This window comes from Dysosmobacter sp. (assembly GCF_034093755.1).
Lineage (GTDB): Bacteria > Bacillota > Clostridia > Oscillospirales > Oscillospiraceae > Oscillibacter.
Map to the genome: position 1 here is coordinate 1 of NZ_JAXEBZ010000012.1, position 14,783 is coordinate 14,783.

The following is a 14,783-nucleotide window of genomic DNA, read 5'->3' on the forward strand; positions in this document are numbered from 1 at the left end:
GGAGAGTACAGCAGCGTCTCATAGGCGGCAAAGCCGGGCACGACCTCGTCCATGGCCTTGATGAAGTTGATGATATTGATCATGGCCCGGTAGGGCATGGCGGCGGTGATATCGCCGGCCACGGCGTCGGGCAGGGTGGGCCGGATATTGGACTGGGCCAGCTCCTTCTGCCATGTCCGCTTGCCGTCCAGGATGTCGCCGAACCGCTGGACCAGGATCTGGCCGTTGGCCAGCATGTTGGTCAGCTCGCCCACTTTCTGGGCGTAGGCGATGGGCTGGTTGAAGGGGACGCTGAAATTGTGGGAGCAGAGGATGGACAGGTTGGTGTTGTCGCTCTTCAGGTCCTTGTAGGAGTGGCCGTTGACCACCGCCAGGTTGTTGTCATAGTTCTCCTGGCTGACGAAGCCGCCGGGGTTCTGACAGAAGGTGCGGACCTTGTTCTTGAAGGGCCGGGGATAGCCCACCAGCTTGGACTCGTACAGCACCCGGTTCACCGTCTCCATGATCTCGTTGCGGACCTCCACCCGGACGCCGATGTCCACGGTGCCGGGGGCGTGGGCGATGTTGTGCTCGGCGCACAGCTTCTCCAGCCAGTCGGCGCCCCGGCGGCCGGTGGCCACCACGGTGTGCCTGGCGTAAATCTCCAGGTCAGTTTTGCCGTTGGAGACGGCCACGCCCCTGCAGACGTCCCCCTCCAGAATGATGTTGCTGCACTCGTAGCCGAACAGGATGTCCACGCCGTTGTTCAACAGGTATTTCTCGATGCTCAGGTAGATGGCCTGGGCCTTCTCGGTGCCCATGTGGCGGATGGGGCAGTCCACCAGCTTCAGTCCCGCCTGGATGGCACGGCGGCGGATGTCCTTCCGCTCCTCCTCGTGCTCCAGGCCCTCGATGTGCTCGTCGGCGCCGAATTCCAGATAGATCTGATCGGCATAGTGGATGGTCTCCTGGGCCAGCTCCGCGCCGATGAGGGTGGGCAGGTCGCCGCCCACCTCATAGCTCAGGGACAGCTTGCCGTCGGAGAAGGCGCCGGCACCGGAGAAGCCGGTGGTGATATGGCAGTAGGGCTTGCAGTTCATGCACTTGCGGGTCTTGTCCTTGGGGCAGTGGCGCTTTTCCACGCTCTGGCCCTTTTCCACCATGACAATCTTCTGTTTGCTGCCCTTCTTCAGCATTTCCAGCGCGGTAAAAATGCCCGCGGGGCCTGCGCCGATGATGACAACGTCGGTATTCATAGTCAAATTCCTCCTGATTTTTCTTTCGGGGAAAGGTCTGCCTGACGGCGCAGAATGGAATATGCCGGCACCGGTCGGGGCAGCTGCATGGTAAAGGTCATCTGGGGCGTGCGGGGTTCGGTCAGCACTTCCCCCGCCTCGTTCCGCATCTCCGGAACGGTGAAGGAGAAGGGCCGGGTGTCCGGGCCGACGATCTCCACCGTGTCGCCGGTGCGGAATTTGTTGCGCAGGGACAGCACGGCATTGCCCCGGCTGTCGCATTCGGTGACAATGGCGGCCACCTGCCACTCCCGGATGTAGCGGGAATCCTCGTAAAACTGCCCCGGCTGGCCGTAGAAGAAGCCGGTGGAGTAGTGGCGGTGGCTGACATGCTCCACCTCGTCCCGCCACACCGGGTCCACGGGCAGCCCCTCCGCCGCGGCGTCCAGGCAGTGGCGGTAGGCGCCGGTGACAATGGCGGCGTAATAGGCGGACTTGGCCCGGCCCTCGATCTTCAGGCTGGCAATGCCCGCATCGCACAGATCGTCCAGATGGTCGATCATGCACATATCCCGGGAGTTCATGATATAGGTGCCCTTTTCGTCCTCGAACACCGGGAAATACTGGCCGGGCCGCTTCTCCTCCACCAGCGCGTATTCGTAGCGGCAGGGCTGGGCGCAGGCGCCCCGGTTGGAGTCCCGCCCGGTCATATAGTTGGACAGCAGGCACCGCCCGGAGTAGCTGACGCACATGGCGCCGTGGACAAAGGTCTCGATCTCCAGCTCCCGGGGGGTCCGCGCCCGGATCTCCCGGATCTCCTCCAGGCTCAGCTCCCGGGCCAGAATCACCCGCTGGGCACCCAGCTCATACCAGGCGTTGGCGCAGGCGTAGTTGGAGATGCTGGCCTGGGTGGAGATGTGCCGCTGGCAGCGGGGCGCGTACTTCCCCGCCAGGGTGAACACCCCCAGGTCCGCGCAGATCAGGGCGTCCACCCCCGCGTCATTCAGCCGCTCCAGATGCTCCGGCAGGCGGTCCGCCTCATCGTTGCGGGGCATGGTGTTCACCGTGCAGTGGACCCGGACGCCGTGGTCATGGGCGTACCGCACCGCCCGGGGCAGCTCCTCATCCGCGAAGTTTCCGGCGAAGGAGCGCATGCCGAAGCTGGTGCCCGCCAGGTAAACGGCGTCAGCGCCGTAGAGGACGGCCATCCGCAGCCGTTCCCAATCTCCCGCCGGAGCCAGCAGCTCCGGCTTGTTTCTCTTAATTTCCGACATAATTGCTGCTGTTCAGGAAGTTGTTGTGTTCGGCCAGGGTGGTGGAGAAGTAGTGCTTTCCGTCCTTGCCCAGGGCGTAGTAATAGTAATCCGTCTGGGCCGGGTCCAGCGCCGCGTCGATGGCGGCGATGCCCGGGTTGGCGATGGGCGTGGGGGGCAGGCCGGCGTACTTGTACAGGTTATATTTGGAGTCGGTCTGCTTGTCTGCGTTGGTGATGGCGCCCTCGTGGTCCGGCAGGCCGTACAGCAGCGAGGCGTCCACCTGCAGCATGCCGTAGGTGCCGCCCTTGTCGCCGGGGCCGTCCAGCCGGTTGTAGATCACCGAGGCGATGTTCCGCTGGTCGGTGCCGTCCGTCTCCTTTTCGATGAGGGAGGCGATGATCATGATCTGCTTCAGGCTGTACTTGGAGGCCTCCACCGCCTCCATCCGCTCGGCGGTCATCTTCTTGTCGAAGTTCTGCAGCAGACGGTTCAGGGCGGAAGAGGGCTTTTCGTTCAGGTAGAAGTCATAGGTGTCCGGGAACAGGTAGCCCTCCAGCCGGGACAGCTCCGTGGAATCGTTGTTGATGAAGTCATAGGAGAACTTGGTGTTCTTGGCGGCCTCCGTCAGCGCCTCCTCGGTGTTGACGCCCTTTCCGGCCAGCAGCTTGATGATCTGCTGCACGGTGTAGCCCTCGGGGATGGTGACCCGCACCGTCTCCGCCTTCAGGTTGCCGGAGGAGTTGCGCATGGCGGTGATCAGGGCGATATAGTCCATGTTGCTGTTGAGCTGATAGGACCCGATGCCGATCTTCTCCTCCGCCTTGTCGATCTTGCCGAAGAACTTGAAAAACCACTTGTACTCCACCAGGCCGGCGTCCTTCAGCTTCTGGGCAATGCTGTCCAGATCGTCCTCCGAGGTGACTTCCACGGTGACCTCCACCGGCTCCTTGTTCAGCGAGCACAGGTCGTTGGCCAGCAGCCAGCCCACGCCGGCCAGAATGGCGGACGTGGCCAGCACAAAGATTAGGTAGAGGAAGGGGTTCACCCTCCTGCGGCGTCTTTTCCGGCTGCTCTGGCTGTGACGCTGCTCTCCGCCGGAGCGGACCTGCTGCGTGTCCCAGCTGGCAGTATCCTGATTCTTGTAATCGGACATAAATACCTCCTGCTCTCCCCTGCCGGAGCCTTCTCCGGCACGGCGGGGTCAGTCTTGAACGGCTGCCGGACTGTCCGGCAGATTTTTTTCGCAGGTCAAGTTTCCATCTCCGGAGCGGGACCATAGAATGGCTCAGAAACGATGGTGAGGTGACATTCATGTGGTTTAACTCCGGAAACAACTGTTCCTGCCTGTGGTGGATTATTATCATCATTCTGCTGCTGAGCTGCTGCGGCGGCTGGGGCGGCAGCGGCTGCGGCTGCAACGACGACTGTCGGAACAATAACTGCTGCTGACACGGGCGGAGAAACGGGGGCGCTTCGGCGTCCCTGTTTCCGTTTTACAGAACCTCCCGCACCCGCTGCCAGACCTCCCCGTGAATGTCCTCCACCGTCCGGGGGGCGTCTCCGTCGGCGCAGTGGACCACCGTCCAGCCGCACAGGCGGGCCACCTCGCCCGCGTTGGCGCGGCAGCGGCGCAGGTACGCCGTGTCCTGCTCATGGATGTCGGCATGGGTGCCGGTGTCGCTCTCCCGGCGGCGCATCATCCGCTCCGTGATCTCCGTGGGCATATCCAGGTACACCACCAGGTCCGGTTTCGGCAGGCCCATGCGGCCGTACTCCAGATCGAACAGCCAGTTGAGATACGCCTCCCGCTCCCCGTCCGGCAGCTTGGAGGCCTGGTGCACGGCGTTGGAGGTGGTATAGCGGTCCGCCACCACCAGCCCGCCGCCTTCGTAGAAATCGCCCCAGTCCTGCCTGTAGGAGGCGTAGCGGTCCACCGCGTAAAATACGGAGGCGGCGTAGGCGTTCACGTCTCCAGCCTTCTTCCCCAGGCCGCCGCGGAGGTACTCCTCCACCATGGCGGCGGAGGGCTTGCCGTAGCGGGGGAAGTCGATCTCCCGGTAAGCCAGCCCCTCCTGCTCCAGCCGCCTGCACAGCAGCTTCGCCTGGGTGGCCTTTCCGGAACCGTCGGTTCCCTCAAATACAATGAGCTTTCCCTTCATTTCCGCTTTCCTTTCTCCCGGCGCACATGGACCAGAAACAGCGGCAGCTTCATCATGCGGCCGATGCGCTTCGGCTCCTTACACAGCCGGTAGAACCACTCCAGGCCGTGGTCGGACCAGAATTTCGGCGCCCGCTCCACCACGCCGGCGAACACATCCAGGCTGCCGCCCAGGCCGCACAGCAGCCGGGCGCCGGTGGCGGGGCCGTTTTTCTTCATCCAGAGCTCCTGCTTGGGGGCGCCCAGACACACAAACAACGCGTCGGCACGGGAGTCGGCGATGGCCTGCACCACCGGGCCGTCCTCCTGAAAATAGCCGTCATGGGTGCCGGCGATCCGCAGTCCGGGATAGCGGGCCGTCAGCTTCTCCGCCGCCTGCTCCGCCACGCCGGGTTTGGCGCCCAGCAGGTAGAGGGACAACCCTCTCTCCGCCATTTTCTCCATCAGGCCCCCGGCAAATTCAATGCCCGGCACCCGGCCCTTCAGGGGCGTGCCCAGCATGGCCGCCCCCTTCACCACGCCGATGCCGTCCGCCAGCACCAGCGACGCGCCGTTGACCGCCTCCATGGCCTCCGGGTTCTCCCGGCAGACCTCCACGATCTCCGGGTTGGGGGTCACCACATAGTGGCAGCCCTCCTGTCCCAGCAGCGCCATGCCCGCCGCCACGGCTTCCTCCATGGTCAGATCGTCAAATCCGACCCCTAACACATCGATCCGCATGAAAACACCTCGTTACATACTCATACAGTGTATAGTATAACACGCCGTTCCCCGCTTGTCCAATCCAAATTAAAAAGGAGACGCCTTCCGGCGTCTCCTTCGGGACTTATTCTGCCGCTGCCGCAGCGGAACAATCCTTTTTCTTCGGCTCCGGCAGCTGGGCCAGAATCACCGCCGCCAGCATCACCACGCAGCCGAAATACTCCCGCAGGCTCATCTGGTCGTGGAGAATCAGCGCGCCGGCCAGGGTGGCGAACACCGATTCCAGGCTCAGCAGCAGCGACACCACCGTGGGGTTGGAGTCCTTCTGGGCCAGGATCTGGAGGGTGTAGGCCACGCCGCTGGAGAAGATGCCCACGTACAGAATGGGCCAGACGCACTGGGACAGCGCCGCCCAGGAGGGCGTCTCCGAGGCGATCATGCCGGCGGAGGACAGCACCGTCACCACCAGGAACTGGGCGCAGGACATCTCCACGCCGTCCACCCGCTGCCCGAAATAGTCGATCACCAGAATATGGGCGGAGAAGCAGAAGGCGCACAGCAGGATGTAAAAATCTCCGCCGGTGATGGTGAACTCCTCCGTGATGCACAGGCAGTACAGACCCACCACCGCCAGCGGCACGCTGAGCAGCAGCGTCTTAGGGGCCTTCTTCTTCATCAGCAGCCCCGCGATGGGCACAATGACGATGTACAGCGCCGTAATGAAGCCGGCCTTGCCGGCGGTGGTGGTCTCCAGCCCCTTTTGCTGAAGGTTGGTGGCCACCGTCAGGGCCGCGCCGCAGCACAGGCCGCTGATCAGCAGGTCCCGGACCGACTGGCTGCCGCCCCGGCCCAGCTTTCTGCGCACCAGACACAGCGCCAGCAGAAAGCAGAAGGCCACCGCCGACCGGGCCGCGTTGAAGGTAAACGGCTCCACATAGTCCGCGCCCACGCTCTGGGCCACGAAGGCCGTGCCCCAGATCAGCGCCGCCAGCAGCGCCATCCCATTCTGACGAATCTGTTTCGTGTTCATTTCTCTTGCTCCCAATTTCCATCCATGATATAATGCTGCCGGGACGGCAAACGCCGCCCGGTGTGTTTTTGCGGCCCTATGCCGCATTAAACCGGTATTTTACCACTGGGGTGAGGAAATGGCAAGACTTTCCCGGGAATTCTATTTGGGGGATACGGTGGAGATCGCCCGGACCCTGCTGGGGAAGTATCTGATCCGCCGGCTCCGCGGCGAACTTCTGGCCTGCCGCATTACGGAGACGGAGGCCTACGTGGGCCGGATGGACAAGGCCTGCCACGCCTACAACTACCGCCGGACGGAGCGCACCTCCACCATGTTCGGCCCGCCGGGCCACGCCTATATCTACCTCATCTACGGGATGTACCACTGTCTCAACTTCGTCACGGAGCCGGAGGGGGAGCCCTCCGCCGTGCTGCTGCGGGGCGTGGAAGTGGTGGCCGGCGGCGACACCGTCAGCCGCCTGCGCTTCGGGTGTCCCGCCGCTGAGATGACGCCCTATCAGCGGAAAAACCGGATGAACGGACCCGGCAAGATCTGTAAAGGACTTTCCCTGTCCAGGGCAGAGAACGGAATGGATCTCACGGAGGACACGCTGTTTCTGTGCGGCTCCCCCGCCGACGCCGGCCTCTCCCTCTCCCCGCCGGACCGGCGGGAGCGGATTGTATGCTCTCCCCGGGTGGGCGTGGACTACGCGGAGGAGGCCCGGGACTTTCCCTGGCGCTTTCAACTGATACAGGAGGATTGAAGGATGTTCTTATTTGACATGGACGGCACCCTCATCGACTCCAACGGCATCTGGAAGGACGTGGACCGGACGTTCCTGGCCCGCCGTGGGATGCCCTACACCCACGCCTATTACGAGGGCGTGGCCCACACCATCTTCCCTCTGGCGGCCCAATTCACCAAGGAATACTGCCATCTGGAGGAGAGCTGCGACGAGATCATGGCGGAGTGGATGGACCTGGCCCGGGGGATGTACGCCAAGGTGGCGGTGAAGCCCGGCGTCCGGGCCTACCTGAAGCAGTGCAGAGCCGAGGGCCGGGACATGGCGGTGGTGACCTCCGCCGTGCCGGAGCACTGCCGCACTGCCCTGCGCCATCTAGACCTGGAGAAGTATTTCCGGAACATCACCTTCGCCCAGGAACTGCAGCTGGAAAAGAAGGACCCGGCCATCTGGCTGGCCGCCGCCGAAAAAAACGGCGTCCGCCCGGAGGACTGCACCGTGTTTGACGACAGTCTGGCCGCCTGTCAGGGTGCCCGGACCGCCAAGATGCGGACCGTGGGGGTCTACGATGACTATTTCGCCCAGGACGAGCGGGAAATGCGGGGCTTCTGCGACGTGTATATCCGCTCTTTTGAGGAACTGCTCCTGCCGGAGCGGAAAAAACGGTAAATGAAAGAACCGGAGGGAACATTCCCTCCGGTTCTTTGACCTGTTACAGCTTTTTCATGTAGGCGCCGGCGGATTTCAGCATCAGCTTCTTCTCCCCCACGCCGTCGAACACCACCTGCACCAGGGCGTCGCCGCCCATGGGCCGCACCGACAGCACCATGCCCTTACCGAAGGCGGTGTGCTCCACCATGTCGCCGTGCTCCAGCTGCAGCATGGCGCCGGAGGCGGCCTTGGGTCTCGCCGCGGAGGCCGCCGTGGGACGGGTTTCCTGCTGGGCAGGCGCCCGGTAGGAGCGGACGCCGCCGCTGCTCCAGCCGCTTCCCGGTCCGGAAACGGCCCAGTTGTCGGACCGGCCGGAGCTTGCCCGGACCGGCCCGGAGGCAGTGCGGAAGCTGCCGCTGTCCCAGTCCGTGTCGCCCCATCTGCCGCCCTGGTCCCAGTCGCTACGGGCGGGCCGCTGCTCCGGCCGTCCGCTCCACTCCATGTTCTCCTCCGGAATCTCCTCTAGGAACCGGGAGGGCAGGCTGGAGGTGGTGCGGCCGTAGAGCATCCGCTGGCGGGCGTTGGTCATGGTCAGCTGTTCCTTGGCACGGGTCATGGCCACGTAGCAGAGCCGCCGCTCCTCCTCCAGCTCCTCCTGGTCATAGACAGCGGTGCTGTTGGGGAACAGGCCGTCCTCCATGCCCACCACGTACACTGCCGGGAACTCCAGACCCTTGGCGGAATGCATGGTCATCATGGTGACGCAGTCATCCCCCCCCTCCATGGAATCCAGATCGGTGTACAGGGCGATCTCATTCAGGAAGCCGGACAGCGTGGGGTCCTCCGGGTCCTGCTCCAGAAAGCCCATGATGTTGGACTTCAGTTCCTGGACGTTCTCAATGCGGCCCCGGCTCTCCAGGTCATTCTTCTCCTCCAGGGCCCGGACGTAGCCGGTGCGGTCACACACCGCGTCATAGAACTCCGGCAGGGACAGCTGCCCGCCCAGACGGCGCAGGGAGTCGATGAGGTCGGCAAACTTCAGCAGCTTGGCCGACGCCGTTTTCAGCTCCGGGAACATGTCCGCGTTGCGGCAGGTCTCGTACAGGGACAGCCCCTGGTCCGCCGCCACCGCCTGAACCTTCTCCACGGTGGTGTTGCCGATGGACCGGGCAGGCACATTGATGACGCGCCGCAGCCGCAGGTCATCCATGGGATTGTTCAGCACGCACAGGTAGGCCAGCATGTCCCTGATTTCCGCCCGGTCAAAGAACTTGGTGCCGCCCACGATCTTATAAGGGATGCCGTTGCGCTTCATGGCGTATTCCAGGGCGTTGGACTGGGCGTTGGTACGGTAGAGCACCGCGTTGTCCCGGAAGTCCCGGCCCCGGTTCTTCCCCATCATCACGTCGCCGGCCACGAAGTTGGCCTCGTCGCTCTCGTTGAACACGGTGCGGACCCGAATCTTCTCCCCCGCGCCGTTTTCCGTCCACAGCGTCTTGCCCTTACGGCCCTGGTTGTTGCGGATGACGGCGTTGGCGCCGTCCAGAATGTTCTGGGTGGAGCGGTAGTTCTGCTCCAGACGGATGACCCGGGCATTTTTGTACTGCTTTTCAAAGCTGAGGATGTTCTCGATGTTGGCACCCCGGAAGCGGTAGATGGACTGGTCGTCATCGCCCACCACGCACAGGTTCTTCCGTCCGCCGGCCAGCAGTCCCGTCAGCAGGTACTGCAGGTGGTTGGTGTCCTGATACTCGTCCACCAGCACGTAGCGGAACTTCTCCTGATAGTACCGCAGCACCTCGGCGTTGGTCCGCAGCAGCGTCACCGTGTGGAAGATCAGATCGTCGAAGTCCAGGGCGTTGGCGGAGCGCAGCTTCTCCTCGTACTTCTGATAGATTTTCGCGATACGGGCCAGCCGCCAGTCGCCGCTGCTGCCCTCCTCGGCGGCGAATTCCTCCGCCGTCTGGTACTTGTCCTTGGCGCGGCTGATGACCCCCAGCACGTCCCGGGGCTGGAAGGACTTCTCCTCCAGCTTCAGCTCCTTCACAATGTCCTTGATGACCCGCTTGGAGTCATCGGTGTCATAGATGGTGAAGTCCTTCTGGAAGCCCAGCTTGTCGATGTCCCGCCGCAGGATGCGGACGCAGGCGGAGTGGAAGGTGGAGGCCCAGATGTCATTGGCCTTCACACCCAGCCGGGCCGCCAGACGTTCCTTCAGCTCCCCCGCCGCCTTGTTGGTAAAGGTGATGGCCAGCACCGACCAGGGCAGCGCCGGCTCCACGGCGCACAGCCGCACCGCCCGTGCCCTGTCCGCCCCGTCCGGCTCCGCCGGGTACTCCTCCAGAAAGCGCAGGTCCTCTTCCGTGGCCCAGTCCGGCACAAAGTCGCTGTCGCTGCCCCGGCCGTAGGTCAGAAGGTTATACACCCGCTGGATCAGCACCGTGGTCTTGCCGCTGCCGGCGCCGGCCAGCAGCAGCAGCGGCCCCTCCGTGGTCAGCGCCGCCTGCCGCTGCATGGGGTTCAACCGCTGAAAATCCCGGGCGATGACCCGCCGCCGGGCCTTGCAATACCGTTCCTGAAAATCCGTCATAGCTTCCCCTTATCCTCGCATAGATTCGCTGTCTATTTTAGGCCAAAAGCCGCCCCAGGTCAACGGCGTTTTTCCCCGAAAGTCCTTTACCGGATTGTTACGATTTTGTGGTTGACATTTGTCAACCGTTCTGCTATGCTCGGGACAAGAGGCAGACAAATGTCAACCAAGTCAGGAGGAACCGCTATGAAAGTCAATCTGTCCGACGCGGAATGGAAACTGATGAAACCCCTGTGGGACCGGGCGCCCCGCACCATGATGGAACTGACGGCGCTGGTGCGGGAGGACACCGGCTGGAGTAAAAGCACCGTCATCACCATGCTCTCCCGGCTGGAGGCCAAGGGCGCCGTCCGCCATGAGGAGGGGCTGCGGGCCAAGCAGTACTATCCCCTCATCCGGCGGGAGGAGGCCGCCCGGGCAGAGACGGAGAGCTTCCTCTCCCGGGTCTACGGCGGCAGTCTGGGGCTGATGATGAGCGCCATGGTGGACAGCCACGCCCTGACGGAGGAGGACATCGCCCAGCTCTCCGCCATTCTGGACAAGGCGAAGGAGGATGGCAGATGAACGAAATTCTCATTGCTTCCTCGGTGCTGATCCTGCTGCTGACGGCGCTGCGGGCGGTGTTCCGCAAAACCGTCCCCGCCCGGGTGCAGTACGCCCTGTGGGGCGTGGTGCTGCTGCGGCTGCTCCTGCCCGTCAGCCTGCCGGCCATGGATTTCAGCGTGCTGACAGTGACGGAGCCGGTGCAGCAGACCGTCTCCGCCAATCTGGAATCCCGGCAGATCTATGTTCCGGTGGCCCGGGAGCCGCTGGAGCGGCATCCCGCCGCCCCGGATGCGGACCCGGAACACGCCATCGCCCCCGGACAGCCCAGCATCTGGGTCATTGAGACGGACGAGACTGCCGTGCAGTACCGCAGAATGACCTCCGCCGATGTTCTCCGGTATGTCTGGTACGGCGGCATGGCGGTCGTGGCCGTCTGGATGCTGGCGTCCAATCTCTCTTTTTACCGCAAGCTGCGTAAAGTAAGAATCCCTTACAGCGTTCCGGAGTGCCGGTACCCGGTTTACGTGGTGGAGAGCGGCCTGCCCTCCCCGTGCCTGTTCGGGCTGTTCCGCCCCGCCGTGTACCTGACCCCCGCCGCCGCGGAGCCGGAAAAGCTGCGCCACGTGCTGGCCCACGAGGAGACCCACGCCCGGCATCTGGACCCCCTGTGGGCGCTGCTGCGGTGCGTGTGCCTGACGGTGTACTGGTTCGACCCGCTGGTGTGGCTGGCCGCCGCGCTGTCCAAAGCCGACGGAGAGCTGGCCTGCGACGAGGGGACGCTGAAGCGGCTGGGGGAGGAGGAGCGCATCCCCTATGGCCGCACGCTGCTGTCTCTGGTGCCGGTGCGGCGGCCCGGGAACCCCATGCTGTCCGCCACCACCATGACGGCGGGCAAGCGTCAGCTGAAGGACCGCATCACCCGCATCGCCCAGAACCGGCAGACGGTGGCCATCGCGGTATTTCTGCTGCTGTCCGCCGCGGCGCTGTGCTGCGCCGTCACCTTCAGCGGGGCCAGAGAGACGGACCCCGGCGCCGCCACCGTGGAGGTGGTGCCCCTCACCGGAGCGGAGCTGACGTATTTCAATGAGGAATACTTCAACAATCATTTTCACTCCATCCGCAATCAGTTCCTGTCCTCCACCTATGAGACGCCGGAGGACATCGACCTCTACGAGCTGTTCTACTGCGGCAGCTTCACTCCCGGGGTCATCGGCGACGAGGAGCTGGCTATCGTGGGCAGTTTCGATTCCCAGGGCCAGGAAATCTGCCCCACCGTCAAGATCACCGCCGAAGCCATGGACGAGGTGCTGCTGGAATACACCGGACTGCATCTGACGGAGACGAACCAGGTAAATCTGGACCGGTTTGTCTGGCTGGCGGAGTATGACGCCTATTACGACACCCACGGCGACACCAACTACCGGAGCAGTGTCACCTTCTCCGCCGGGGAGCGGGTGGGGGACGTCATCCAGCTGTACTATGACGATGCCTTCCTGGGCGGCGGCTGGAAGTGCCTGCGGCTGCGGGAGACGGAGGACGGCTACCACTTCCTGTCCAACCTGCCCTGTGACGCCCCCATGGTGGCTACCTCCTATCCCGACGGCGAGCCGTGGCTGGTGATTCCCCTGGGCGATTTGCGGCCCTACGCACCGGAGGCGGTAACGGCGGAGCGCCATTCCAATGACTGCGCGGAGCGGCTGGACGGCTGGTCCGTGGGCAGCGGCGTCACCGTCCGCAGCTACCGCTCCACAGACGGCCACACCTATGTAGCGGTGGAGCGGGGCGGCCGGGCAGTCAGCGGCGCCATGGAGGACTGGGAGGCGGACTGCTTCCTGACGCTGCCGGAGGGCGAGGACGGTGAGCTGTTCTTCTTCAGCCATCTCTTCGGCCATAGCGGCCTCACCGTCCGCTACACCGGGCAGCTCCGGGAGAACGTCTACAACACCATCACCGATTACTACACCTTTGACGAAGCCGGCACCCCCGCCCTGCTGGCCCGGGCCTACGGTGCGGTGCTGGAGGCGGACCTGGACGGCGACGGGAACAAGGAGCTGGCGGCCTCCGCCGGCGACACCGCCCAGCTGTTCTTCGCGCGGGACGGGCGGATTTACCAGGCTGACCTGAGCGCTGTTCTGGAAGAGGCCTGGCCGGAGCTTCGGTTCGCCGGCTTCGGAAACTGGGACGGCGCCGGGCGCTGCCTGTCTCTCACCGGCAGTGTCCCCTTCCCCGGCCACGGGAATGCATCCGCCGCCACGGCGTTCCGGAACCTCTATTTCGATGGAGAAAACCTGCTGCTCTACAAGCGCACCTATGGTGACGCCCTCACCGAAGGCGTTCCGGAGTCGGTGGCCCGGGCCGCCGCCGAGGCCGCGGAGGACGCCTACGCCGCCAGCAAGCAGGGCACGGAGGGCTATCTGGCGGACCAGAACTGGGACGGCTGCCGGCTCAGCTGCCTGGCCCGGGAGGCGGTGTACACGGACTTTCCCGGCCTCACGGTGGAGGTCTACGGATTCTCCTACCAGTTCCACTCCCCCACTCCCTGGGAGGTCATCACCGCCGGCGGCTCCTTCGTAGACGAGGACGGCTGGTACGGCGGCTTCTGGACGGAGGACAGTCTCTGGCTGCTGCGGGTCACCGACAACCGCGGCGGTGAGCAGCTGGTGCGGGACAACGGCATCCTTCCCCAGGAGAGGGCGGACAGCGTATTTTTCCACGCCAACGTAGGCTGGCTTCTGGTCCGCAGCGGTCTTTTGATCTATGAGGATCTGTCGGCGCAGGACCTGTTCTACCTGTTCTACTGCAACGCATGGAGCTTCCTGAACGATCTGGGACAGCAGCCGGAGGCGGTACAGCAGGAGGTGCTGGACCGGCTGACGGGCTATGCCCGGTCCGATGCGGAGGCCGAAGCGGATTTCCAGAACGAGATGTCCTCCCTGTTCTTCAACACCCGCTCTTTGACGGAGGAAGGGGCGGCAGCCTACCGCCGGCTGGTGGCCATCACCAATCAGTGGGACGTTCCCTCCCGGGTGGCAACCACGGTGGAAAACGTGGTGCGGGACCGGTTCTATGAGGACTCTGCGGACCCCTCCCGGTTCGGCGCTGAAGCGCAGCTGGCAGGCTTTCGGGTGACGGACGTCGAAAAAACGGTCACCTACTCCGGCGAGTACGTGGACCTGCTGGGTTCGGAGGTGGCGGTCTACCGGGTCAGCTATGAGTACCTGGCGGAGGACCCCATGGCGGTGGAAATCGCCGGCGGTCAGTCCATGGACGGGGACGGCTGGTTTACCCCCGGCGACGGCAGCTGGCTGTACGTCTTCTTCCGGGTCAACGGCGACGGCAGCCAGACCTACCTGTACAACGCCTCCATGGACGACTGCATCCCAGGCGACGAAGTGTTCACCCAGCGGATGCTGGCAGCCTTAGGCATCACGCAGGAGGAGCCGGAGCCGGAGATCGACCCGGATACCCTGCCCCTGGCGGAGGAGCCCACGGTGAAGCTCACCCAATACAATTCTTATCAGGAGGCTTACGACAGCATCGACTGGAACCACGAGAATATCTTCTATCTGGACCGGGAGCTGACCGCCGACACCTGTACCGTGGTGTCCTGGGGCTACGGCGGCATTCCCCACGGCCCCGCCGCCACGCTGGACGTCATCTACCCCGATGGCACCCGGGCGCGGCTGCCTCTCCCCAGCCGCCATCCCTGGGGGCCGGCGGACTCTCCGGAGACGCTGGAGCTCAGTGAAGACGGCTCCACCCTCACCTACACCGCCCACTTTGACGAAAACCTGCTGAATGACGACCGCACCGCCGTCATCCACCGGGCCGGGACCTACCACTACACCTACGACGTGGCAGCCCGGACGGTGTCCCTGACCATTACAAAGGATTAAGAAAAAGGACCGCTCC

The 14,783-nt window shown here is 64.0% G+C and carries 12 protein-coding genes; 5 read left to right on the plus strand and 7 right to left on the minus strand.

Translation table 11 applies throughout. From position 1 onward, the window contains the following. From SOX55_RS01070 to mltG, 3 genes are all read right to left on the minus strand, one after another. Positions 1-1,235, minus strand: a 1,235-nt coding sequence (locus SOX55_RS01070; RefSeq protein ID WP_325285581.1) for an NAD(P)/FAD-dependent oxidoreductase, incomplete at its 3' end; no start/stop codon positions are given. 2 nt (positions 1,236-1,237) lie between these two features. Then, on the minus strand, positions 1,238-2,488 hold the full coding sequence (locus SOX55_RS01075; protein WP_325285582.1) for a peptidase U32 family protein: 1,251 nt from the start codon (positions 2,486-2,488) through the stop codon (positions 1,238-1,240). Next, on the minus strand, positions 2,475-3,623 hold the full coding sequence (gene mltG, locus SOX55_RS01080; RefSeq protein ID WP_325285583.1) for an endolytic transglycosylase MltG: 1,149 nt from the start codon (positions 3,621-3,623) through the stop codon (positions 2,475-2,477). The genes SOX55_RS01075 and mltG overlap by 14 nt, the downstream gene beginning before the upstream one ends. Before the next feature lie 158 nt (positions 3,624-3,781). On the opposite strand from mltG, the gene SOX55_RS01085 reads away from it, so the two are divergent. Next, positions 3,782-3,919, plus strand: a complete 138-nt coding sequence (locus SOX55_RS01085; protein ID WP_325285584.1) for a hypothetical protein — start codon at positions 3,782-3,784, stop codon at positions 3,917-3,919. A gap of 44 nt (positions 3,920-3,963) precedes the next feature. Here the strand turns inward: SOX55_RS01085 and SOX55_RS01090 are convergent, their stop codons facing one another. From SOX55_RS01090 to SOX55_RS01100, 3 genes are all read right to left on the minus strand, one after another. After that, positions 3,964-4,629 carry a dTMP kinase gene (locus SOX55_RS01090; RefSeq protein WP_325285585.1) on the minus strand — a complete coding sequence of 222 codons (666 nt, stop codon included), beginning with the start codon at positions 4,627-4,629 and terminating at the stop codon, positions 3,964-3,966. Next, the gene (locus SOX55_RS01095) at positions 4,626-5,348 is read right to left on the minus strand and encodes a WecB/TagA/CpsF family glycosyltransferase (RefSeq protein WP_325285586.1); all 723 of its coding nucleotides are present in this window, start codon (positions 5,346-5,348) and stop codon (positions 4,626-4,628) included. The genes SOX55_RS01090 and SOX55_RS01095 overlap by 4 nt, the downstream gene beginning before the upstream one ends. A gap of 106 nt (positions 5,349-5,454) precedes the next feature. Next, a complete protein-coding gene (locus SOX55_RS01100; protein ID WP_325285587.1) occupies positions 5,455-6,360 on the minus strand; it encodes a DMT family transporter in 906 nt (301 codons plus the stop codon). A gap of 118 nt (positions 6,361-6,478) precedes the next feature. Between SOX55_RS01100 and SOX55_RS01105 the strand changes: the two genes are divergently transcribed. Both SOX55_RS01105 and SOX55_RS01110 read left to right on the plus strand, forming a co-directional pair. Continuing rightward, positions 6,479-7,105 carry a DNA-3-methyladenine glycosylase gene (locus SOX55_RS01105; RefSeq protein ID WP_325285588.1) on the plus strand — a complete coding sequence of 209 codons (627 nt, stop codon included), beginning with the start codon at positions 6,479-6,481 and terminating at the stop codon, positions 7,103-7,105. 3 nt (positions 7,106-7,108) lie between these two features. Further along, on the plus strand, positions 7,109-7,753 hold the full coding sequence (locus SOX55_RS01110; protein ID WP_325285589.1) for an HAD family hydrolase: 645 nt from the start codon (positions 7,109-7,111) through the stop codon (positions 7,751-7,753). A 43-nt stretch (positions 7,754-7,796) separates the two neighbouring features. On the opposite strand, the gene SOX55_RS01115 is transcribed toward SOX55_RS01110, so the two are convergent. Continuing rightward, the gene (locus SOX55_RS01115; protein WP_325285590.1) at positions 7,797-10,325 is read right to left on the minus strand and encodes an ATP-dependent helicase; all 2,529 of its coding nucleotides are present in this window, start codon (positions 10,323-10,325) and stop codon (positions 7,797-7,799) included. 186 nt (positions 10,326-10,511) lie between these two features. On the opposite strand from SOX55_RS01115, the gene SOX55_RS01120 reads away from it, so the two are divergent. Beyond that, the gene (locus SOX55_RS01120; RefSeq protein ID WP_325285591.1) at positions 10,512-10,889 is read left to right on the plus strand and encodes a BlaI/MecI/CopY family transcriptional regulator; all 378 of its coding nucleotides are present in this window, start codon (positions 10,512-10,514) and stop codon (positions 10,887-10,889) included. Beyond that, the gene (locus SOX55_RS01125; protein WP_325285592.1) at positions 10,886-14,767 is read left to right on the plus strand and encodes a M56 family metallopeptidase; all 3,882 of its coding nucleotides are present in this window, start codon (positions 10,886-10,888) and stop codon (positions 14,765-14,767) included. Before SOX55_RS01120 ends, SOX55_RS01125 begins: the two co-directional genes overlap by 4 nt. The last annotated feature ends 16 nt before the right edge of the window (positions 14,768-14,783 follow it).